The 22,513-nt window shown below is 38.9% G+C and carries 23 protein-coding genes; 3 read left to right on the top strand and 20 right to left on the bottom strand.

Annotated features, from left to right (window positions below; genetic code table 11):
* Positions 1-11 precede the first annotated feature (11 nt).
* The 10 genes from FZF08_RS22775 to FZF08_RS22730 form a co-directional block, all read right to left on the bottom strand.
* A complete protein-coding gene (locus tag FZF08_RS22775; RefSeq protein ID WP_159473855.1) occupies positions 12-920 on the bottom strand; it encodes a bestrophin family protein in 909 nt (302 codons plus the stop codon).
* Positions 921-960: 40 nt separating this feature from the next.
* Positions 961-1,422: a hypothetical protein gene (locus FZF08_RS22770; protein ID WP_159473852.1), complete on the bottom strand. Its 462-nt coding sequence runs from the start codon at positions 1,420-1,422 to the stop codon at positions 961-963.
* Positions 1,423-1,573: 151 nt separating this feature from the next.
* Positions 1,574-2,941 (bottom strand): HAMP domain-containing sensor histidine kinase, encoded by a 1,368-nt coding sequence (locus FZF08_RS22765; protein ID WP_159473849.1) that lies wholly within the window; start codon positions 2,939-2,941, stop codon positions 1,574-1,576.
* Positions 2,925-3,623 (bottom strand): response regulator transcription factor, encoded by a 699-nt coding sequence (locus tag FZF08_RS22760; protein ID WP_159473846.1) that lies wholly within the window; start codon positions 3,621-3,623, stop codon positions 2,925-2,927. The genes FZF08_RS22765 and FZF08_RS22760 overlap by 17 nt, the downstream gene beginning before the upstream one ends.
* A gap of 356 nt (positions 3,624-3,979) precedes the next feature.
* Positions 3,980-4,708 carry an isoprenylcysteine carboxylmethyltransferase family protein gene (locus FZF08_RS22755; RefSeq protein WP_159473842.1) on the bottom strand — a complete coding sequence of 243 codons (729 nt, stop codon included), beginning with the start codon at positions 4,706-4,708 and terminating at the stop codon, positions 3,980-3,982.
* Positions 4,705-5,442 (bottom strand): carboxy-S-adenosyl-L-methionine synthase CmoA, encoded by a 738-nt coding sequence (cmoA, locus tag FZF08_RS22750; protein ID WP_159473838.1) that lies wholly within the window; start codon positions 5,440-5,442, stop codon positions 4,705-4,707. The genes FZF08_RS22755 and cmoA overlap by 4 nt, the downstream gene beginning before the upstream one ends.
* Positions 5,443-5,898: 456 nt before the next feature.
* Positions 5,899-6,684 (bottom strand): SDR family NAD(P)-dependent oxidoreductase, encoded by a 786-nt coding sequence (locus tag FZF08_RS22745; protein ID WP_159473835.1) that lies wholly within the window; start codon positions 6,682-6,684, stop codon positions 5,899-5,901.
* Between the two features lie 29 nt (positions 6,685-6,713).
* A complete protein-coding gene (locus tag FZF08_RS22740; protein WP_159473832.1) occupies positions 6,714-7,574 on the bottom strand; it encodes an esterase family protein in 861 nt (286 codons plus the stop codon).
* A 105-nt stretch (positions 7,575-7,679) separates the two neighbouring features.
* Positions 7,680-8,504, bottom strand: coding sequence for an ankyrin repeat domain-containing protein (locus FZF08_RS22735; RefSeq protein ID WP_159473829.1), 825 nt, complete (start codon positions 8,502-8,504; stop codon positions 7,680-7,682).
* A gap of 98 nt (positions 8,505-8,602) precedes the next feature.
* Positions 8,603-9,007, bottom strand: coding sequence for a hypothetical protein (locus FZF08_RS22730; protein ID WP_229216652.1), 405 nt, complete (start codon positions 9,005-9,007; stop codon positions 8,603-8,605).
* Positions 9,008-9,275: 268 nt separating this feature from the next.
* Here FZF08_RS22730 and FZF08_RS22725 point away from each other — a divergent pair, with 268 nt between their 5' ends.
* Positions 9,276-9,830 carry a hypothetical protein gene (locus tag FZF08_RS22725; protein ID WP_159473823.1) on the top strand — a complete coding sequence of 185 codons (555 nt, stop codon included), beginning with the start codon at positions 9,276-9,278 and terminating at the stop codon, positions 9,828-9,830.
* 48 nt (positions 9,831-9,878) lie between these two features.
* Here FZF08_RS22725 and FZF08_RS22720 read toward each other — a convergent pair whose 3' ends face one another.
* From FZF08_RS22720 to FZF08_RS22680, 9 genes are all read right to left on the bottom strand, one after another.
* The gene (locus FZF08_RS22720) at positions 9,879-10,439 is read right to left on the bottom strand and encodes a hypothetical protein (protein ID WP_159473820.1); all 561 of its coding nucleotides are present in this window, start codon (positions 10,437-10,439) and stop codon (positions 9,879-9,881) included.
* Between the two features lie 78 nt (positions 10,440-10,517).
* Positions 10,518-10,718 carry a hypothetical protein gene (locus FZF08_RS22715; RefSeq protein WP_159473817.1) on the bottom strand — a complete coding sequence of 67 codons (201 nt, stop codon included), beginning with the start codon at positions 10,716-10,718 and terminating at the stop codon, positions 10,518-10,520.
* 272 nt (positions 10,719-10,990) lie between these two features.
* Positions 10,991-11,176, bottom strand: a complete 186-nt coding sequence (locus FZF08_RS22710; RefSeq protein WP_159473814.1) for a hypothetical protein — start codon at positions 11,174-11,176, stop codon at positions 10,991-10,993.
* A gap of 12 nt (positions 11,177-11,188) precedes the next feature.
* Entirely contained in the window at positions 11,189-12,427 is a 1,239-nt protein-coding gene (locus FZF08_RS22705) for a DUF748 domain-containing protein (protein WP_159473811.1), read from the bottom strand.
* 320 nt (positions 12,428-12,747) lie between these two features.
* Positions 12,748-16,974: a malto-oligosyltrehalose synthase gene (gene treY / locus FZF08_RS22700; protein ID WP_159473808.1), complete on the bottom strand. Its 4,227-nt coding sequence runs from the start codon at positions 16,972-16,974 to the stop codon at positions 12,748-12,750.
* On the bottom strand, positions 16,967-18,814 hold the full coding sequence (treZ, locus tag FZF08_RS22695; protein WP_159473806.1) for a malto-oligosyltrehalose trehalohydrolase: 1,848 nt from the start codon (positions 18,812-18,814) through the stop codon (positions 16,967-16,969). The genes treY and treZ overlap by 8 nt, the downstream gene beginning before the upstream one ends.
* A 108-nt stretch (positions 18,815-18,922) precedes the next feature.
* Positions 18,923-19,639 (bottom strand): metallophosphoesterase family protein, encoded by a 717-nt coding sequence (locus FZF08_RS22690; protein WP_159473803.1) that lies wholly within the window; start codon positions 19,637-19,639, stop codon positions 18,923-18,925.
* Positions 19,640-19,662: 23 nt separating this feature from the next.
* Positions 19,663-19,851 (bottom strand): hypothetical protein, encoded by a 189-nt coding sequence (locus FZF08_RS22685; protein ID WP_159473800.1) that lies wholly within the window; start codon positions 19,849-19,851, stop codon positions 19,663-19,665.
* A 74-nt stretch (positions 19,852-19,925) separates the two neighbouring features.
* Entirely contained in the window at positions 19,926-20,093 is a 168-nt protein-coding gene (locus FZF08_RS22680) for a hypothetical protein (protein WP_159473797.1), read from the bottom strand.
* 229 nt (positions 20,094-20,322) lie between these two features.
* Here FZF08_RS22680 and FZF08_RS22675 point away from each other — a divergent pair, with 229 nt between their 5' ends.
* Together FZF08_RS22675 and FZF08_RS22670 are read left to right on the top strand one after the other, a co-directional pair.
* Positions 20,323-21,372: an AI-2E family transporter gene (locus tag FZF08_RS22675; RefSeq protein WP_159473794.1), complete on the top strand. Its 1,050-nt coding sequence runs from the start codon at positions 20,323-20,325 to the stop codon at positions 21,370-21,372.
* Positions 21,373-21,406: 34 nt separating this feature from the next.
* Positions 21,407-22,039 (top strand): hypothetical protein, encoded by a 633-nt coding sequence (locus FZF08_RS22670; protein WP_159473791.1) that lies wholly within the window; start codon positions 21,407-21,409, stop codon positions 22,037-22,039.
* Positions 22,040-22,104: 65 nt separating this feature from the next.
* On the opposite strand, the gene FZF08_RS22665 is transcribed toward FZF08_RS22670, so the two are convergent.
* Entirely contained in the window at positions 22,105-22,374 is a 270-nt protein-coding gene (locus tag FZF08_RS22665; protein WP_159473788.1) for a hypothetical protein, read from the bottom strand.
* Positions 22,375-22,513: the final 139 nt, after the last annotated feature.

Below are 22,513 nucleotides of genomic sequence, written 5' to 3'. Positions count from 1 at the left end.
ACTTTACATCACTACAAAATATAAAATTTTTCAGGTGCATAAGCAAGTGGAACGTGCTTGTCGTGCATCATTTGTTTCAGGTCTCGCTCAATATTTCTTGAAATTGTCAGCATTGGCGTATCCGTTGGTTTATTTTCAAAAGGATCCTGTAAATGAATCGCCATTTTTTCAATCAAAAAGAAACAAGCAGTTACAACGATCAATACTGGTACCATCAAAAATCCGAATAAATCAACCATTCCGAAAGGGAGCAGGATAATGAAAAAATGCAATGCAATGTGTATGTACAAACTATATGTAGCCGGAAAAACGGTGTTTTTAATACGTTCACATTTACCCATCGCATCACACAATCGTGTAATTGTGCTGTCAATCTGAATTTGCTGATATGGATTCACCCATCCCTGATTCAACGCATTATTCAGATCCCGGGCATGTAATTGCATCAATCCTACGTGTTTGTTGTCATATCCATCCAGATATTCTGCCTCTTCCATTGAAACAAATTCCCGGACAATAGGCATTGGATCATCTTTACGTAATCCGTTTCCAAGCGCATAACACCAAGCTATTTGTCTTTCAATAAAACGATGTTTGAAAGCATCAATATTTTCTGGCTGATAGGGATCGTTGATCAGGGAAAGTACCTGGCGTGCAAGTGTCCGGGAGTCGTTCACTATGGCCCCCCAGATTATACGGGCCTCCCACCATCTATCATAAGCCTGATTGGAACGAAAGGCCAGCAAGAGCGAAATAATTGTACCCAAAACCGACGGCACTGTCATGGGAATACTAATGTTCGTAATATGGAAATTTTGATAAATGACTTCAATGGTAAGACCATAAAGAGTCACAAACAGGATTTCATATTTTATTTTCCCGAATATGTAGTGAATCGGAATGTTTCTTTTAAGCAGCATATTTTTGGAATTAATATTTTACAATGTGCTAACCAATTGATTATCGGGCATTTTCAATGTCAGAAAAAATCTGTATATTAATTTCGTCCGTATTGATAAGTGGAATACCGGATTTACGAATTACTGGCATAGCGTCGATACTGCTTTTTCCTAATTTTGGAATGCCATAACTTTCAGAGAATGCGATAAAATCCGCCTGGTTGTAATCAAGGAAATTCTTAAAAAGGGCCAGCCTGCTGCCGTAAAAAAATTCTACCCTAATACTTTTAAGAATATCCGGAAAATTACATTTCAGCGTTTCGCAATCCTGCTGAAAAGACTGAGAAACAAATTCATGCTCTTTTTTACGATAATTTGAAAAAAGCAGATCCTGAATATCGTCGGCAACATGAAACAAGTGGGTAAAAAGAATTCTTATGGGTTCTGCGGAATTGCTTACAATTTTTTCTGCAACCTGAAAAGATTCCACACTGAAATCACTCACTATTATTATCGTTTTCATAATCCTATCGTTTTGTAACACAATGTATTTGATCAATAATTTGATGTTACAATGTTACAGCCGGCGGATTAGCACCAGTTAAAAACGAGATTATAATCCGATGAGGGAATTATTAAAATCTTATAAGAATATTAAAATGGGATAAGAAGATCTAAACTTCGGTGGGCAGATAAATACTAAAACGTGTACCAACACCCACCTCACTTTCTACTACAATGTTACCCTGATGCAGTTTGATAATATTATTTGCCAAAGGCAGCCCTATGCCGTAACCCTTGTATTTTCCAGTATTAGAGGCGCGGAAAAAGGGAACAAAAATCTGGCTCATTTCTCTGTCAGGTATCCCAATTCCCTGATCTGTTATTTCAACAATGACGTATTTTTCATCCGCTCTGATCTTGATCAGTACTGGTTTGTTGTCTGAATATTTGCAGCTGTTTAGTACAATATTAGAAAACGCAGCTTTTAGTAACGTTTCGTTACCATTAATAATGAGCTTTTGTTCATTTTCAGGAAGCTCGTCGAAATTAATTTCCACACTGTTCCCCGGCATAATTTTGTCCGAAGTTTCTTTTACAGAAAACATTAGTTCGTCAATACGGATCGCTTCCCATTTTTCCTTTTTACCATCAAAACCTGTCTGAGCCAAACTTAACATACTGTTTGTCAGATGTTCCATCTTTTCGGATTCACGAAAAATTGTTCGAAACGATTCTTTAACAGTTTCAGAAATAGCTGAATCAGAAAGATTAAGTTGGGATTCGCCGCTGATAATTGTTAGTGGCGTTCTAAATTCATGAGAGGCATTGCTCACAAAATTATTCTGGATATCAAAAGTAATTTCCAGTCTGTCCAGCATGTCATTGAATGTGGCAGCAAGATCTGAAATCTCGTCTTTATTGGAATCCACTGCCAAACGCTGGTTAAGATTATGTGCACTTATCCCCTTGACATTCCGAATGATTCGCCGGATTGGACTAAAAATCTGAACGGAAAATAATTTCCCAAACGTGAAGACAAATAAAAGTGAAATCAGAAAACCTGTGGTGAGAAGATTTTTAAGGTTTTCCATTTCCTCCAAGCCATAAAGATCAACAGCAGAAGAAAGGACTATGATATTTTCTCCCGACTGCGTAATATTCATCCCAACGTAGGAAGTATCATTTTCAAAAAATCGCGCAGGTTGTTTCCTTATTATTTCATCATAAAACGTCTGCGGCATGGGTAGTTTCTTCTTTAAACTATCTGCCTTTTTTAAATCATTTTTCCAAATAATGTGATGTTGTTCATAAGGGAGATCGCCAAGGTGTTTTTCTTTGATATCGTAATAAATGGATGTCTGCGATTTATCTTTTTGAAGCGCTGCATGTCCTACGAGTTTTGCCCGCACTTCAAGCCGGTGATAGAAACTTGCCGCTATACTGTCCGACGTAAAAATGTACAGGAAAATACTGAGCGAAAAAATGATTCCGGCCGTCAGTATTGTAAAAATAAGTACAATTTTATTTTGGATCTTCATAAGTCTGTCGCATCACATATCCCATTCCGAAAACAGTATGAATCAATTTAACGGAACTATTTTTATCTATCTTTTTGCGCAGATAGTTGATGTAAACATCTACAACATTTGTACCGAGGTTAAAATTAATGTCCCACACATTTTCCAGAATTTCCATACGGTTGAGAACCTTGTTTGGATTGGAAAGAAGAAATTCCAGCAAACGGAATTCTGTTGCCGTCACTGTAATGGGTTGATTATTGCGGGTTACTGTTTTGGTAATTTTATCCAAAATCAAATCGCCCATTCTCAGCAAATCGGTGCTCGATTCCTTTTCAGGCTCTTTTGTGCGTCTGGTTAAGGTACGGATCCGTGCTTCAAGTTCTGCCAGTTTGAAGGGTTTTGTCATGTAATCGTCTGCACCGGCGTCCAGTCCTGAAACTATATTCTCCGTAGTGCCCAGTGCTGTCAACATCAGGACGGGCGTTGAAGAATTTGAATTTCTGATATTTCTGCAAACTTCCATCCCATTCATTACAGGCAACATCAAATCCAGAATTATCAGATCGAACTGGTGTTTATGAGCCATTTCCAACCCCGACTTCCCATCCATTGCAACCGTAATTTCATGACCTGCCGCAGATAAACTTCTTTGAATGAGTGATATTACGCTGGGTTCATCTTCTATGAGCAAAAGCTTCATATGTGTTTTGCTTTTTGTTAGGTGATTATGGCAAAAATAACCCGTTTTTGGAATAAATGATTTATTTGATGAATTGAGTAGCTAAAAATGACCTGAGAATTGCCTCTTAAAGTCTATTTAAATAAAAATTGATGATTTCCAAAGCTCCATCGGAGCTTCCTGTTTACAGCAAAACAATCTGAAATGCAATTCTCCCAGCTCCATCGGAGCTTCCTGGATAATTTCAGGAAGCTCCGATGGAGCTGGGATTTATACCCAAAAGCGATCTTTCTATAAACAGGAAACGGCTCTGCCGTTGGATTTGGCTACGAGACTTTTAAGTCCTACCGGAATATCTTTTTAACGACTTCCGTTTTCTAACCAATTCTATCCGTCATTTTGCCGGATTTTTTCAAATATCGTACATAACAATAGACAATCCCAAGCGCAACAAAAATCGACAGAAAAATACCTATTCGAATATCCGGATCAGGAACCAGATGTTCATATTCAAACAATATGATAGCCGCAATACCTGCAAGCCAGATGAATAAGGTATTATATTCCTTTAAAATCCATCTTTTGTAATTGAATTTCATTTCAGAAAATGTGGATTCAATGCCATCGAGATTAATAACCCAACGGTTTACACGACGGCAATAATTTACAAATTCAAAGCCAAATTTATTTTGGAGAAAATTTTCCTCCGCCATGACAATAGATTGATAAATAAAAAGGAAAATAGGAAATACGATACCCAGATAAATCCATGAATTGGAAAGAATGCCTACGCCAAGCAACATCAGGATATTTCCGACATAAAGCGGATTCCGGCAATGTTTGAAAATCCCCTCAGTAACCAAATTCTCAGCATGTACTTTTTTATCCTTGCCTCCACGAATAATGTAGGCCAACCCGATAGTTGCACCACGGATTGCTTCTCCCAAAATTGTTACCAGTAAACCAATCGCTATTGGCCAGATATGATAATTCTCTCCAAACCGCGCTTTGGTAAAAATATCCGGCGAAGGTAAAAACAGCAGCAGATAAAGGAAAATAAACAAAACGTTTCTAAACCTGAAAAAGAAATTTCCTATTGTGATCATTTTTTATGAGCTATGATTCCGGCAAAATTGTACCATTTAAAAAAAGTTTCGCAGTGCGCAAACCCCACTTCTTCAAGCAAAAACGTATTTTCTGAAAGTTTATAGGGAATTAAAACATTTTCCAGCGCTTCTCTTTTTTGTGAAATTTCAAGGTCGCTGTAACTGTTGCGCCGTTTATAATCATAATAGTACTTGATAAAATCACGATTAAATAGACTGTCCTCTGCTAAAATTTTTTCTACCAGAATTAAAGTTCCGCCGGGATTTAAACCGTTATAAATATTTTCCAGACATTTTTTCCGATGTATCGGACGGAGGAATTGTAACGTGAGACAAAGTATAACTACGGAAGCATTATCAATGTTAAGATCGCCGTGAAGATCAGCAGCACGTAATTCGTACGAACGGGAAAATTCTGATTCGCGCAATTTGGCATCACATTTTACCAGCATTTCATCAGACTCATCAATACCTACGAAAGAAATATCCTCAGGAACCAGCGCATTCAATCCAATCATGGTGGTACCGGTAGAACAGCCCAGATCATAAACTAAACTTCCTTTTTGCGCATGATCCGCAGCCAATTCGGCGACCATTCTTTGAATTTCTCCATAATGTGGCACCGATCGGTTCACCATATCATCAAAAACTTTCACCACTTTACTCCCAAACTTAAAGTCGGAAGCTTCGGAAATCTCTTCCCGAAAGACATTGTCTCTTTCCAAATTTTCCATAACGATTATTAAATATGCAACAACAAATGGGGTACTATTTATTAATAAAAAGCACAATAAACTCTTAAGCAAGCATGTCAATTTACTATACTATTCACACAAATCTTTTAAACCTTCACTGACAAATGAAAACCTCAAAATTTGGCAAAATCAACCTTGTGCCAAATAAAATAAGAATAAAACGAATACCATATCCATAAAATATTCATTATGATCCCTTGTTAGAATTTGATAGAATAAAATAATTATGCCTGATTAAGAAAAAATCAAATAATCGTGTTGAGCGCTTTACAAAAAAGAATACGCCACATTTGAAATAGTTGTGGCATGGAGAAGGAAAAAATCTAAATAAAATGATTTGAAATTACCCATTTGTGGAACAGGTAAGTTTTAACAAATAAAAAAATACCGTTTGAGGTAGAAAGGAGTTTATAATATTTTTGTTCTGGCTTCGAATCATTTTGCAGTCCAACCGCCATCAACCGTTAAAATTGAACCTACCATATAACTTGCAGCTTCACTGGCCAGGAAAATAGCAGCACCCTGGATTTCCCGCAATTCGGCCCAACGGCCTAATGCCGTGGCACCCAAAACAATTTTCCGCGCATCTTCGCTGTCTTTAATCGGAATGTTCATGGCTGTCAAAAATGGGCCTGGACAAATAGCGTTGACCATAATATTAAAAGGTGCAAGCTCAATTGCCAGCGCTCTTGTCATATTGACAACGGCTCCCTTGCTGGCAGTATAAGGCGTACGGTTTGCCAGACCGATAAGGCCCAAAGTACTGGCCAGATTTATGATCCGGCCGCTTCCATTTTTTTTCATGAAAGGTGTCACAGCACGGGAACTGAGCCAGGTTCCATTGACATTTACATTCATTACTTTGGTAAAATCTTCATAGGACAATTCATCAATAGCGCCGCGGATATTGATCCCGGCGCTATTGATTAGAATATCAATTTTCCCAAAAGTTTTAAATGCAGCTTCCGCCATTGCTTCTGCTTCGGACTCGATTGTAATGTCCGCTATGTACGAAATTACTTTGGTTCCATAGTCCGATTCCAGCCGCTGAGCTGCAATTTTCCCTTCATCGCCATTTCTGTTTACAAGCATTAGATCAGCCCCGGCGGAAGCAAGTCCTGCTGCCATGGCGTAACCCAATCCACGCGAACCTCCGGTAATAATTGCACTTTTACCAGTCAGATCAAATTGTTTGATCCCAGGCAGAATTTCATGACTCATGGAATATTTATTTCAGAACGGTTGTCTGTTTAGTATTGGTGAAAACCCTGCGAAACAAATTGCAGCACAGTCGGAAGGGCGTCACGCCAGTATGTCCAGTTATGTGCGCCGTCACGTATGCGGAATTCGTGAGGAATTTCTTTTTTTCTCATAGCAATATGTGCAAGACTATTTCCTTCAAACAAAAAATCATCGTCGCCGCAATCGATATACCAGCGAACGGCTTTCTTTTGTGCGTCCGGCATTTTATCAATCAGAGCCAGCGCATTATGACGGTTGAAATAATTTTGTATCGTAGAATCCTGGATTTCCGGGTTCGCTTTTAACATATTTTTGCGCGCATCTTCCAGCGTGATCGGACCCGTGTAAGCACTCAATGGGCAAGCTGATGAAAAAAGCTCGGGATGATGCAAGGCATACATAAAACTCCCACCGCCTCCCATGGACAAACCGGCCACAGCACGGAAACGTTTTTCGGTTTTAATTCTGTATTTCTTTTCAACCGCAGGCATCAGCTCCTGAAAGAAAAAATCTTCATAGGCCCAATCTCCTTTTACATCATTGAAATATCCCCTCCTACCGGTATCTGCATCCGGCATGACGATGATCATCGGCGTTGCCAAACCATCACGGATTGCCTTGTCGGTAATATTCAAAACCTCGCCAAATTGTACCCAACCCGTATGATTATCACCAGCGCCATGAAGCAAATACAGAACCGGATAACTTCGTTCGGAAGTGGCATAATCCGGAGGAAGATAAATGGCATATTTTCTTTCCGACTTTAAAAGCTTGCTCGGCAGCGATAAATTATCAAAAACTTTTCCTGATTGTGCGAAAGTCAGGGTACAGAGTAACAAAAACAGAAATGTAAAATTTACGATTTTCATATTTTTAGGCTGATGGTTTATTTGGATATATTTTCGTAAAACCGGGAATTTTCGGTTTCTATTATGGTAAGATCCCCCTGTTAAGTTTATACCCGGATAGGCACATCAAATATTTTCAACTGTACGCAGATAATTTTCAATTTCTGTAAACTTCCCATAAACCGCCCAGTCAAGCGCAGTTCCGTGGTAGATTTTATCTTTCAAATCAAGTCGCATTCCCGAGGCTACAAGTAGTTTCACAATTTCAAGATTTCCACTAATAACGGCCTGATGTAAAGGTGTCGAATGGTCATGCGCACCCTTTGGATTATACCTGTCTGACCTTAGGCCGTTTTGAAGCAGAATTTTTAAAATTTCTGCTCTTCCATGTTGCGCTGCAAATGCAACTGCAAGATGACGTTCTGTTGGGTTGGACAAAATAAACAGATTTTCAAAATCAGCTAACCTTCCCGTTGCTGCTGCGAGTGGCAGATTAATTTTTGCGCCGTTCTTAACCAAAGCTTCTGTTGCCTCAAACTCGCCATGCGCCAGGGCTGGCAATGTTGCCTGATCAGGGTCTGCTCCATAGTTGCAAAGCAGATTAATGAGCGGAATTTGTAGGTTACATTCTCTCACTACCTTTCCTGAACTTACCAGGCCAAGCGTATAATCAATTTGCTGCTGATTTTTTTTCGCCCCGGCTTCAAGAATTACACGTGCAATTTCAACAATATTCTGAGGTAGTTTTCCATGACGAACAGGATTTTCTGCTATAAATTCTAAAAGTCCGGGATTGCTAAAATATCCCTTCTCGTCAAACAGCACACGCTGATGAACAACTTCCGGATTTTGTACAAGATACTTTTCAAGATTTTCGATCTCTCCCTCATCAATCAAATCAACAGCCACACGAAATTTACTGTCCGTTATTCGTTCATGATAAGGCTTCATATCCGTAGTCGTTTTTCAAACCAAAATTTACAAAAAAGTCCGGATTTCTCCGGACCATTTCAATATTTCAAATCGTTGATTATTTACTTCTGATTTTACTAATTCTTCGGTGCCAATTTGGATTCATCATCAGAAATTTTGCTTCTCAATGATTCAATATCCTTTTTCAGGCTTTCAAGATCATCGGATGCTCTACGCGCGCGTTTGGCATCCTTTTCTGCCGAGTTTGCACTTTGACGTGCTCTCTTTGCAAGTTTTCTGTCCTGCGCATCATTAGCAAGATTTGCAGCTTGTTTACCATTTTCATCAGCAGATTTCTGAGCTTGTTCAGCCGTTTTAGAAACCTCTGCTGTTTTTTCAGCCAACTGATTTTCAAGTTTTGCCAACTCAATCTTTCTTTCGTTCAGCTTTTTGCTTATTTCAAGCGATTCCTTTTCCTGTTTTAAAGTATTTAAGGAATCCTTTGAAACCACCTGTGCGGACAACGTTAGGGATATTAGCATTATACCCAGCGTGTTAACAATCCATTGCATTTTCATATTCTTATTTTTTATTAAAGAGAATTACAATTGATGCATTTGCAATTATCATGCCAGCCATTTCAATGTAAAATCCTGAATGCTTATCTAGCTAATTTCAGGATTTTATGAATGCTATTCCTTAGCTAGGTACCTATTGCAAGTGCCCGGCAATTAAATTACCATTCCCGGCAAATACTGATGGCATGGTAGTTGTGTTATTCATTATATTATTTGATATAAAACTGAAATTATGGACTCGAATACAATAATAAATAGCAGAGTAACCGGCATTTTTCTTACTATCGCCGACGCCGATGGAGCCTATGAGGCTTTGCTGGATAAAGGTTACACCCGCGAAAATATTTCCGTTGTTATGTCCGAGGTTACCCATAAGGGACATTTTCTTAAGATAGAAGATGAAAGTGTAGAAACATCGCATACCCTGGAAGATGCTGGCCGCGGTGCTTTGCTGGGTGGCACGGCCGGAGCTATTGTAAGTGCCATTGCCGCCATCGGCTCCAATTTGGCACTACCTGGTTTTGGTCTTGTATTAATGGGCCCATTATTGGCAGGATTGACCGGAGCAGCGGCAGGCAGTATTGCAGGAGGTACAATCGGAGCAATTATCGGGACAACAGGCTATCCCGATGAGCACAAAGAATATTACGAAAATTCTATTCAGGAGGGTGGCGTTATGATAAGCGTAAGCCCAAAAAATGCCCTGGATAAAGTAGAAATTATGGAAGCCTTTGAAAAAAATAATGGTCAGAGAATTTTTTCCAATGACCATAATACAGTTTTATAGTTCCCGACCTGGGGTCATAACCGGAGGTTTCGCAACCTCTGGTTCATATTAAAATTCAGTATAACCGTCATCTCCTAAAATATCCTGTCCGTTGTTCTCCCTGAAATTTTTGACAATGGCTTTTTTCTCCTGAGAATTTTTCGGATCAACGCTTATTATAATTCCGCCCTCTTTCATGCTATCACCATATGAACCGGTATGTTCTTCGGGAACGCTGGAACTCAAAATTCCTTCAACTGTTTTTTCGGAAGAGTCTTCCGTAGTCAGGTTATAAATTTTCTTTAAAAATGTATTAGAAATTGCAATACCCAAACCGGGAATGGATATCATGGATGTTATTGAAATGATGGCACTTACAATAACGCCCCTGGTTTTTTGCTCAGGAAGTTCATTCTCTATTACTTCTTCGGAAGTTACAAATTCTTCTTCGTTTTCGGGATGCGGCCTTTCGTACTTATTTAAAGTTTCGTCCGACATCAACACCGAAATATCATCATGCGTATGACCAAGTTTCAGAAGCGAATGATAAGCCATATCCGCATCCTTTTTTGAAAAAAAAACACCGGAAACTGTACCCGGCAAATTGTAAGAGATACCAGAATTAATCATTGAAATAATTATAAGTTTATCGAAAATTCTGATTTTCCTTTTGGAATTCAGTCATTGTACAGTTTCCGGTTTATCAAATTACATTTTAGTAGAATCCATTTTTGTAGAATCCATCATCATTGTAGAATCTGACGGAACACCTCCCATATTGCCATCCGCCGATGTTCCCATGGTTGCAGTGTCGCTGCTGGTTGTTTCATTTTTCTTACTGTTACAAGCAGTCACGCTCAACAGCAGACATAAGCCAGCCATTGAAATTGTTTTAAGGATCGTTTTCATTTTATGTGATTTAAGTTATGCGAATTATTTGCAAAAACATACATCAAAAAATCATACCTAACAAAAGAGCAACTAACAAATTTTCAATGACTTACGTACCAATCAATAAAGATAGTAAGGCATTCCTGCCAATATTATCGGTTATTCTAATTTTTCAAAATGAATCATATAACGACCCATATTTCTGAATGGATGCCAGAAAATTATCTGACACAAAGAAATTAAAATTACATTTAAAAATCTTCCCAAATAACTTGTTTGCCAAAATAAATTTAAAGGGAAACCAGATCAGCTTCCAAAAATTCTCCTTCCACATCGTGACCGTCTTCATCAGCATATCTACAAACCACAGTTGCTGATTCAGAATCCTGCTCTGAAACATAGCGAACGACAGTCATACCTTTGGTACCGGTTTGCTCCTTTACCCACGCACCCTCATTAAATTTTTGCTTGCTCATAATTTCTAGATTTTATTTCTTTTTATCTTCTTTTTTCTCTTTGTCTTTTTTATTCTTTTCTATTTTCTTAGCCTCTTTTTTCTTCTCTTTATCTTTATTTTTTTCTTCTTTATCCTTATCGTCTTTTGAGAAAATTTTCTGCAAAAAAGTCTTCTTATCATCCGACTTTGATTGGACTGAACCTATACTGATATCATTATCAATCGAGGGTTGTAAGGCATGAATAAAAGCATTTTGTAAAATATTGGCTAGTGCATACCACACATTGGTTCTCGGACTATCCAGATCACCCTGAAAAGGTATCTTTGTGGCAATCTGATCTTTACGCTGGTTTTTCAAAATCACTCCCACTGTTCCAACAAGACCTTCCCACATTTTTTGCAACAGATTATCCTTACGGTCCTCCTTTCCCAAAACATCAAGATCTTTCAAAAAAGGCTTTACGTAACCTGCAAATTTTTTATCCTTTGCCGCCACTTCAGTATATAACCCGAAGGAGCCTTTGTTCACGTCAATCTTAGCATAGGCCTGAAAAAAATCATTTAATTTTACAAGATTTGTATTTTTCAATTCTGCGCTCATGTCAAAAGTCGGATCGTCCGCCAGTGGGTTTGCCTTGGCGTTAAACGTTAGTTTTCCATCATAAATCGTGGCGTCTGCAACAACCGATGCGGGTAATACAACCGTCGAATCGTAACTGTTTCGCAAATTTTCAGCCAGTATGTGCACATTCGTCATCTGAAGATCAACAGCGGGTTTTGAACCCGGATCGATGTAAACAATCCTGCCCTGATTTACTTCACACCGGTTGATCTGCAAAGGCATGAAGGAATCAAGTAATTTCTTTAAAGCGGAGGAGTCGCGAGCTACATCTTTCGGCTCAACTTTATCCTTCGTAAAACGCACCATCGGTTTATTTAGAACCACTTCACCAACAATAGAGCCGTGAAAAAGAGATTTCCATTCAACGGAAAGATTTATAACGGAAGCACCAAAAAACGGAGTTTGTTTTAAAGTAATGGTATCCTTTTTGTCAAGGTAAATACTGTCAATCTTGTAGGCACCACGGATAATCGAAAGATCAATATCCTGAACATGTCCATAATACCCCTTCATCGTAGCAAGGTTTTTATTGACCAAATGAAGAACGACATAAGGAAGAATCAGTCTTATGATAATAATCAGCATAATAAAACCTCCAAAAATCCATGCTGCTTTTTTCTTTCTTCGGTGCGAACTTTTAACTTCCATTTTTTGATGACAGAAAGGTTAAACAAAAGGTTAAAACTTTAACATTGAAAGCCATCTCCAAAAACCGTACCATTACACCGGACAGTAAATAAAATGCCCTTTGGGCCGTAATCCTTTAATTTTTTCAAGATTAAACACCAGATACCGTATATATCAGGCATATTTCAATATGCTGATATATACGTTTAAAATAAAAAATTGTGAGAAATATTTAGTAAAGTTTCTTAGAAAATTGCCGATGCTGAATCATCTTTCAACTCCGGCTAACACAAAAAAACTGTTCCCTGATATTATTTTCCTCAGGTGTTATTTTAAATTTGTTAACTGCGGTTATACAAAGCTGTCCAGTGTTTTAATTTTCTTTCCGCCTGTCTTGTCAATTGTCCGGGTAAGAGTCGCCATGCCCAGTTATTCTCACTGGATCCGGGACTATTCATTTTAGAATTTTCATTCAGATTTAAAACATCCTGAACCGGGAGAATGGCTGTTTTAGCTACGGATCCAAAGGCAAGTCTGGCCATCGCTTCGTTGATATTATTTTCTGTTATTGGATATCCCAGATATTCTTCCAGTCGGGAACGTGTTCCTTCGTCGGTATCTTTTCTGAACCAGCCAAGCGTTGTGTTATTATCGTGGGTACCCGTGTACACAATGAAGTTTTTGGAATAATTATGAGGAATAAAGTCTGATCCCGGCATGTTTTCTTCAAATGCAAATTGTAACACTTTCATTCCCGGAAGTTCAAACTGATCTCTCAATCGAAAAACGGCGGGACTACTTTTCCCCAGATCTTCTGCCACAAAAGGCAGACTACCCAGTGCAGTCTTGATTGTTTTGAAAAATTCAGCATCCGGTCCGAGTTTCCAGGTTCCATTCACAGCAGTTTTTTCACCTCCCAGCACCTCCCAATAATCTGCAAAAGCGCGGAAATGATCGAGTCGGACGATATCATAAAGCTCAGTATTTTTCCTCAAACGGTCGACCCACCATTGATATTTCTGTTCTTTTAAAGCTTCCCAATTGAATACCGGCATCCCCCAAAGTTGACCGTCATTTGAAAAAGAATCAGGAGGAACGCCCGCGATCCCGGTAATTTCCCCCTCACTATTCAAAAGAAAAAGGTCACGGTGTGCCCATACGTCCGCAGAATTGTAGCTTACATAAAATGGCAAATCGCCCATTAAACTTATGTCGCGCTCATTGCAATACAATCGAAGTGCTTTCCATTGTTTATCAAAAACATATTGTACCCATTTAACAAACTGGATCTGGTCCGCTTCCGATTCTTGTAAATTTTGCAGTTTTTCAGGATCACGTAGTTTGTATGATTCCTCCCATGCAATCCATGGCTGCCCCCCGTGCTGCTTCCTTAATACCATATACAAGGCGAAATCGTTTAGCCATTCGCTGTTTTCTTCACAAAACGCATCAAATGCCTCCGTTGGAAATACTCCTTTCCTGATATCAAAACCGGCGTATGCTTTTTCCAGAATTTCGAGTTTGAGCTTTTCTGACTTCTCATAATCCGTTTTCCCTTCCTGTGGAAGCTCATATTCTGAAAGGTCAACATCTTCCAAAAGACCTTCTGCCTTTAAAAGTTCCGGACTGATCAGGGTAGGATTTCCTGCACGGCTTGAAAGCGCACTATAAGGCGAATTTCCCTGGGCAGCTTCGGTAGGATTTAAGGGCAGAAATTGCCAGAACCGCTGATTGCTGCGGTTTAAAAAATCAGCGAAAGCAAAAGCTTCCTTGCCCAGATCCCCAATTCCAAATGGCGAAGCCAGGGAGGTGACATGCATCAAAACACCAGCGCTTCTTTCATTTTGTATTTTCGCCCCTTTTAAAATGGCTACTGGAAAACTTTTGAACAATTCCGAAACCGGTATCTGATCCTGATATTCTGTTTTTATCTTGGTAAACAAATTACAAAATCCGGAATTCACATCCGCCGGAAGTGTGACGATGGTATCCTTCCAGTCAATGTCCAACAATTCCTGCTTTTGCTCCTCACAGATAATCGCGGTATGCAAGGGCACAATTGTGATCAAAACCGTTTGTTTATAAATCCGTGCAAAGGCCAGAACATGATTTTTGTAAGCGCCTTCCACATCCAGACTTACATAATTTCCTTCCGAAAAAAGCGCCGGATTTTCTTTTCTTATTTGATATAACTGATTTGTAAGCCAAAGTTTTATCTGGGCATTATGACGGTTTTCCCATAACTTTTCCAAAAGTCGCGGCTGATCTTCGTAATTTTCAAAGTCAGCCAAGAATTGCTGCCTTTTATTGAAATCGACCGGCCTTCTGTTATCAGGATCAACCAGACTGAAATCCCACAATTCACATCCCTGATACACATCAGGAATACCCGGACAAGTAAATTTTAACAATACCTGAGCAAGGGAATTTACGATACCCGCGTTGGCGGTTTTATGATGAAACAAAGTAAATTGCTCCCAAAAAGTACTTTCCTTTTTTAATAATTCCAAAGCGAATTTTTTGGTACCTTCTTCATACGCTTCATTAGGCTCTGCATACGTTGTATGCGTTTTTGCCTCCCGCAATGCTTTTTGCAGATATTCTCCAAGGCGCTCAGGAAAATCGTCCTCATCTTCGCCAGGCATAGGAAACGCGCCAAGCAAGGTTTGGTAAATTAAATATTCGTCGTTAAGATCAGGCGCAGAAAATTTTTCACGCAAAGGCGCATTTAATTTCTGCCATTCCCGGACATGTTCAAACCAGGGCTGGGGAAGATCTGTCAAAACATTCAGACGCGCACGAACATCTTCTCCCCTTTTTGTATCATGTGTTGATGTTGTATTTAAAGAAAGCGGCCATTCATTTTTACGTTGTTTCATTTTTTGATGAAAATCATCTACCGACAATCCGAAATTCTCCGGGGAATCACCAACGTCATTATGGCCAATAAAACGATTGTAAGTATACATTAAAGTATCTTCCCCGCCTTTTGCCATCAATGGACCCGTGAATTGCATACAACGCTGGTAAAATTCCAGTATCCGGATTTTGTAATCTTCGTCCGCTTTTGCAGGTTTCTCCAAAAGAATTTCTTCCAATAAAGAAACAGCATCTTCAAACTGCGGATGAATTGATTTCACCTCCTCCAAAATGTTTTTCACAGCCCCCGATTCCTTTTCATCAAGCGGTAAAGTGTTACCATAATAACGATAGACCGGACAGTGAATCAGAAATTCGCCAATTGTATTTTTTAGTTTGTCTTTACCAATTTCATCTACTTTTTCAGGATCGGCAAGGTTCAGTTCGACAAATAGCTGGAAAAGGTTTTCAAGTTCCCCAGCCATGGAATCGTAAAGAATATTTGATTTTTTTTGTCGAAGCTGATCCAATGGATTCACATTACTTTTTGTCATTTCCCGATAGAAATCTGTAAAAGCCTTTTCCCCTGATTTATTCGTCAGCAGATTATTGACAAATGACAAAAACTCATACCCTGTTGTTCCTTCAACCGGCCAGGATTTCGGCATATTTTCGCCACTTTCAAGAATTTTTTCCACAACCACATAGGTATCCTCACCTGCCAGTTCACGAAGCTGGTCAAGATATCCGGCCGGGTTGTAAAGTCCGTCAATATGATCGATTCTGATACCCTGAAAAACGCCATCAGCAATAAGCGTTTTTATCAGTTTGTGGTATTCATTAAAGACATTTTCGTCCTGGATGTTCAGGCAAATCAACCCGTTGACAGTAAAAAACCGTCTGAAATTGATTTGTTCATCCGTTTTTTGCCAATTACATAACGCGTAAGTCTGGCTACCTACAATACTTTTAAGCCTTTCCTTATCCTTATTAACCGCTTTCAACGATTTCTCAATAACATTTTTCACCAGTTCATTTTCCGACAAAGAAGTAAGCTGCAAGACCAGTTCATTCCATCTTTCAGAAAAAACCCTGGGCTCTTCAACATCCGTTATTTCCTTAATTTGGGACAAAAGCTGTTGTAAAGATTGATTCTGTGCATTTTCTTCACTTATCAGAATCGTTAAATACGACGCCGGATTCAGCGGATAAATATTGTCTGAATATTGTAATACAAAACGGCCGGAAACAAATTCGATTGTGACCTTTCCATCTTCCAAAACTTCATTAAGATCTGATTCAAGAAAAGGGACCATCAGTTTTCCCTGAAAAAGCCGGCTGTTCCAGGCGATATCAAAAAAAGTTGCATAAACTGATTGCTTTCCCTTTTCAAGCACATCCATCAGCCAGGGATTTTCCGGATGAAAAGCCATGTGATTCGGAACAATGTCTTGCAGCCAGGATATTTCAGTTTCCTTTAATCTTGTACTGATACGTTTCAAATGCTCTTCACTGCCTATTTCAGGGTCAATTTCATTGGGATTGACCCCATCATATCCGTGTGTACTTCCAGACGTTGATTTGAATATCGGTGAGGCGTAAATGGTACTCACACCAAGTTTTTGAAGGTAAGGAATGATCTCTTCAAAATCTTCTAAATTGAATTCTTTCTGGAATTGAAATCGATAGGTAGCGATCGGATTATTCATACTGATTGGTGTAAAGGGTGAAGGATTGTGCTGGTAAAACCAGCGTTATTTCTCCTGAAAGTGTTTCTGGCAAATCTTCTGATCCATTCCATAATACATCCGAAGAGGCAATTAATTTGTGCCAGACAGGCGAATACACGGCTACATGAACATCCTGCGGCTTATTTGAAAAATTCATCAGACCAATCACCTCCTGGATCCTATGCTGACGTCGCAGTATGATAACTTCCTTATTTTCAAAACATTCTACATCTAAATCTTTTCGGTTTAAAACACTTAATGCAGATTGATTTTTACGGATTTCGATCAGCTTTTTATAATAAGCCAGCATGGTATTATGCGGAGGTTTTTCGATAAGATCCCAATGAAGCTTAGATTTTTCAAATGCTTCCACGCCCATGGGGTCAGGCGCCTCTCCGGCCATATGAAAAGCCTGAAATTCTTTTTTCCTGCCTTTCCTGACGGCTTCCGCCAGTTCCGTATCTGTGTGACTTACGAAATATTGAAACCTTCCGGTCTCGCTGTATTCTTCTCCCATAAACAGCATTGGAAGATAAGGACTAGCCAAGACAGCTCCTGCCATGAGCTTTTGCATGTCAAAACTTACAAGCTCACTCGTCCGTTCACCCAACATACGATTTCCGACATGGTCGTGATTTTGAGAAAAAACAACAAATTGCTCTCCTGTATTTTCCTTGGCTTTTATTCCGAATTTTTTCTTCCGGTGATCTGAATACGCTCCATCATATACGTAAGCATCCCTATACGCTTTTGCAAGGGATTGGATACCATTAAAATCTGAATAATAACCGGATTTTTCTTGTCCGGAACTTACGCGCAGGGCGTGGTGAAACTCATCAACCCACTGGGCATTCATCCCATATCCTCCCTTATCAACAGTATTTATAAAACGAGTATCGTTCAAATCCAGCTCAACAATAAGGTAATGACAACGGCCGCTTTCTTGCTCCAAGAAATCTACCTGTTGTTTGATTTCCTGTAAAATATGGACCGGACTGAAATCTTTTATGGCATGAACGGCATCCATTCTAAGTGCGTCAATATGAAAATCGCGGAACCACATTAATGCATTTTCAATAAAAAAAAGTCGCACACCGTCGCACCAGGCATCGTCGAAATTAATCGCTTTGCCCCAGGGTGTACTGTATTTATCTGTAAAATAGGGAGCAAATTCTCCGAGACAATTCCCTTCCGGACCGATATGGTTATAAACCACATCCAAAATCACAGCCAACCCTTTCTGGTGACAAACATTCACCAAATGCTGCAAAGCCTGCGCTCCACCATAAGAATGCTGCACACAAAATGGAAAAACGCCATCATAGCCCCAGTTTCTTTCACCGGAAAATTGTGAAACAGGCATGAGCTCCACAGCCGTAATGCCCAGATCGACCAGATAATCCAGTTTTGCTTCCATAGAAGCGAATGTTCCGTTTGGTGTGAATGTTCCTGTATGAAGCTCGTAGGTAATAAATTCTTTTAAAGGAATATTTTTCCAGTTCGTATCTGTCCATTTATAAGCATTGAGATCAATGGCTTTTGAAGGGCCATGCACCCCTTCCGGCTGGGATAAAGACGCCGGATCCGCAAGCGATTTTACTCCGTTCAGTACAAACCAATACTGATCTTCCGGTGACAATAAATCCGTTTCCAGTATCCAATAGCCATATTCTTCACGAACCAGCGGTATTTTTATATTTTGGAAAATGAGAAGAATTTCCACGTGCTCTGCATCAGGAGCCCAGAGCACCGCATTTGCCAACCCATTGATATTAAAATTTACACCAAGCGTTCTTTTTCTTGTATTTACTTCATTCATATCTACAAACCGGAATTTGAGTGTTTACCAGCCAGTAGCCATGACAATAAATACTATGCCAGTTGGCTTACATGCTATGTTATCTTTCATATACCATTATTCATTTTATCAAATGGGATAAAAATCTTTCACAATATCACTTTGCCAGAATTCTTTTGTGCCAATATCCATCACAGATATTTTACCTTCTGTTGCAGCTCCTGTGTCAATATCCCAAAGGTTGCCACCTTGCAGGGGAACATCTACATTATATTTTGTCGTAGGTGTGTGCCCAATAAAAATCTCGGTAAAGAGCGCCAGTCTTTTGGGATAGAAAACAGAATCGGTAGTTAAATTTTTATCCATGGCCAGTGCCGTCTCCAGAAGTGTACGGTCGTTATTAAAATTGTATGAAAATTTTTCTTCAAGCACACCTTTTTGGGAAGTAAAACCAGCGTGAACAAAAAGACGATTATTTTCGTCGATATAATAATCGGTAAGACTGGTAAAGAAATCCCGGTGGATCAGTTTTGTCTTTTGATCAAAATCCTGATAACTTAAAATCGTTGTTAAACCTCTGTTTTCAAGCCAGCCTATGTCTGGATCGCTCCCGGAAAGCCATGCTCCGCACCAGACGTCATGATTCCCTTTAATAAAAATACAGAAATACTTCTTGGATAACGAGATCAAATACTCGATAACCAAAGCAGATTCTGGCCAGCCATCTACGTAATCACCAAGAAAAATTAGCCTGTCGTTTTCCCGTAGTTCTACCTTCTCCAGAACTTGTACCAAAGCCTTATAACCTCCATGAATATCACCTACTACCAGTGTCCTAACTTCCATAAAATTTTTGAAATTTATATTTTTCAATACCCTACTTTGGGAAGATATTCCCATTCCTGGATATCTTCCATAGCATGTGTAGAAAGCTCCAATGCATATATTTCAATAAACAAATGATTTTCAGCATCGAATTCACCGTCTCTCCAGTCTTCTTCGTCTGTTCTGAGAAATCGTACCAAGGCTCCGTTTTCAGGTATTTCGGATTGAGTCATTTTATTGATTTTTATTTTCGGGGATAAAAAAATGCCCGAATTTCCCTTCGGGAATCCAGGCATCTCTTACATAATTAGTCATTCTTCTTACCCAGGCTGGCATGTTGTTTTTGGTTATTCGTAAGGTTGTTACCCTTTACGGTTTCCTCTTCTTTATGTCTGCTATCAAGGTTATCTTTATTTTCCGCATGCGTCTTGCTCTGGCTTTGCTGCATACCATTGGAATTTTGCGATTGTTTCATGATATTCTTAAATTGATTGTAACATATAATATATAAAAATTATACCACCGGTTTGCGATCAAAAATTCTGCGATTAAATATGATCTTCTATTTTCTAGTCATTTAAATCGTCAGTTGATCCCACAGGCATGATTTTAGCCGTTTAAGTTTTAGAGCTAAAAGGAGTACAACGGGCACATTCAGAAGTAAAGGAATGCATAAGAACTAAACTAAATTTATTTTCGCTGCTATGTCCGGATTTAATAATAAAATAAGGCAGGTATTTTTCTTCCTGCTCATTCTGGCACTGGGAGCGCTGATTTTCTCACAGCTCTATACTTTTTTTCCAGGTTTTTTGGGAGCGCTCACGCTTTACATTCTTAGCCGTCATTGGTATTTTAAACTAACATTTAGCAAAAAATGGAATAAAAGTGCCACCGCATTACTTTTCATGTTTGCCTTCATGGCTTGCATTGTAGTACCCATATATTTTTCAGTACAATTGTTATATTCAAAAACAGAGCAAATTTTAAAAAATCCTGATCAGGTTTATTCAGCACTCCATGCGGTCTCCAATCAAATAAAAGATTGGACAGGACAGGATATTTCTCAAAGTGATTTTATAATAGAACTTCCAAAGCGGGTCGTTGGATTTATCCCAATGTTGTTAAACAGTTCGGCTACACTCATCGGAAATCTGCTAATGATTCTTTTCCTTGCCTTTTTCATGTTTACCAATGGACCTCAACTGGAAAGGGCCGTTTCAAAATTTCTTCCTTTGAGAAACAAAAACATTGATATCCTGACCAAGGAAACAAAAATGATGGTAAGGGCAAACGCGTTAGGTATTCCAATTATTTCGATCGTTCAGGGACTTGTCGCTATGGTTGGATACTGGATTTTCGGCATAAAAGATTTTGTATTGCTTGGATTTTTGACAGGAATTTTTGCCTTTTTTCCGGTTGTTGGCACAGCTGCAATATGGATACCTGCGGTTATTTTTCTTTTTTCTTCTGGTGAAAACGGCAAGGCAATTGGACTGCTAATATACAGCGCAATTGTGACCGGCAATATAGACTATCTGGCGCGTATTTCGTTCCTGAAAAAAGTTGGCAACGTTCATCCTGTTATTACTATTTTAGGATTAATCGTCGGACTGAAACTTTTTGGTTTTCTTGGATTCATCTTTGGACCTTTATTAATCAGCTATTTTTTACTGCTTATTAAAATTTACGCAAGCGAGTTTGGACGGGAATCATTCGATGCTGACTATAATAAAGTGCTCGAAAATGAAAAATGAATCATTGAATTTCATTCTTTTATCATCTTGACAAATGGAAGAAAAAGACTATTCCGGAATCGTTCCTTCTCAGGAAGAAGGAAAAAAAATCAATGTTGAAAGCAGCATTGACACAAAAAATACTGAACTGGCTAAATCACGCTTTGAAATTTCAAAAAACCGTTTGATAGACGTAAATAACTGGCAAAAGCTAACCGGAAATTTCCTGGCCAATTTTCACTTAACAGACCAAAAAGGAAATCCAGTAAACTCAACTGTTCAGGAAGGTATGTATTTCAAAATAGATATTCCAGGCCCGGGCTCCAAAGCAGGCGATGGTTTTGACTGGGTAAAAGTGGAAAAAATCGAAGTTTTCAATTCCCCGGATTTTCAAAGTATAGGCATAAGAGTGAGACCTGCACCAAACCCATTATCGACAAACAAAGACATTGCTCATTTTTATTCTTTCGAGGCGACCAGTACTTTCACCGTGACACGAGAAATGACAAAAGTTACAGCAGCCGTTTACGACCGGAATACCAAAACCAATAAAGACAGCGATCAACTCCTGGATCAGCTAAGAAATACGATCGTAGGCATGAGCGGCATTATCAGCTTTTCGCGGATCCAATGGAAAAGTCTGACAGAAGCACTTTTAAAACACACGGAAGAACAAATGATTGTATAAAATTAATCACACATTTTGATGATTTTTTTACACAATGGAGACTGATTCTATATGAGCAGAAAAAACTACTGATTTTTCTGATATAGTTTCAGCGCGTTCTCTATGCGTATCCGAGTATCGGAATCATTGCATTCAACCCTGAAACGAAGGTCTGATTTTGTATCTCCAAAGAAATGAACAACAACCGGTTTCTGGTAAAAATTATAGGTAGAAGCCAGTTTTTCCATCTGTATGATGGATTCTTTAATCTCATTATCTTTTGCTTTTACAGCAGAATTACTTCCTTCCTCGCTAGACTTAAACCTGAAAATATTGACAACTTTTAACTCTTCCATGATGTAAATTCATTTAGCCCTTTAAGTGATTATGTTTGCTTAAAAAATCACGCTTCTAAATTTCCGTACCACAAAAACATGGTACAGCACAATTCACATACCCGGTATTAAAAAGTCTGTTATTCAACCAGTTATTACT

Origin of the sequence: Dyadobacter sp. 3J3 (assembly GCF_009801115.1) — a bacterium.
In the GTDB taxonomy this organism is placed as follows: domain Bacteria; phylum Bacteroidota; class Bacteroidia; order Cytophagales; family Spirosomataceae; genus Dyadobacter.
The sequence above is the reverse complement of the archived record's forward strand: the minus strand, read 5'-3'. Positions and strand labels throughout refer to the sequence as shown.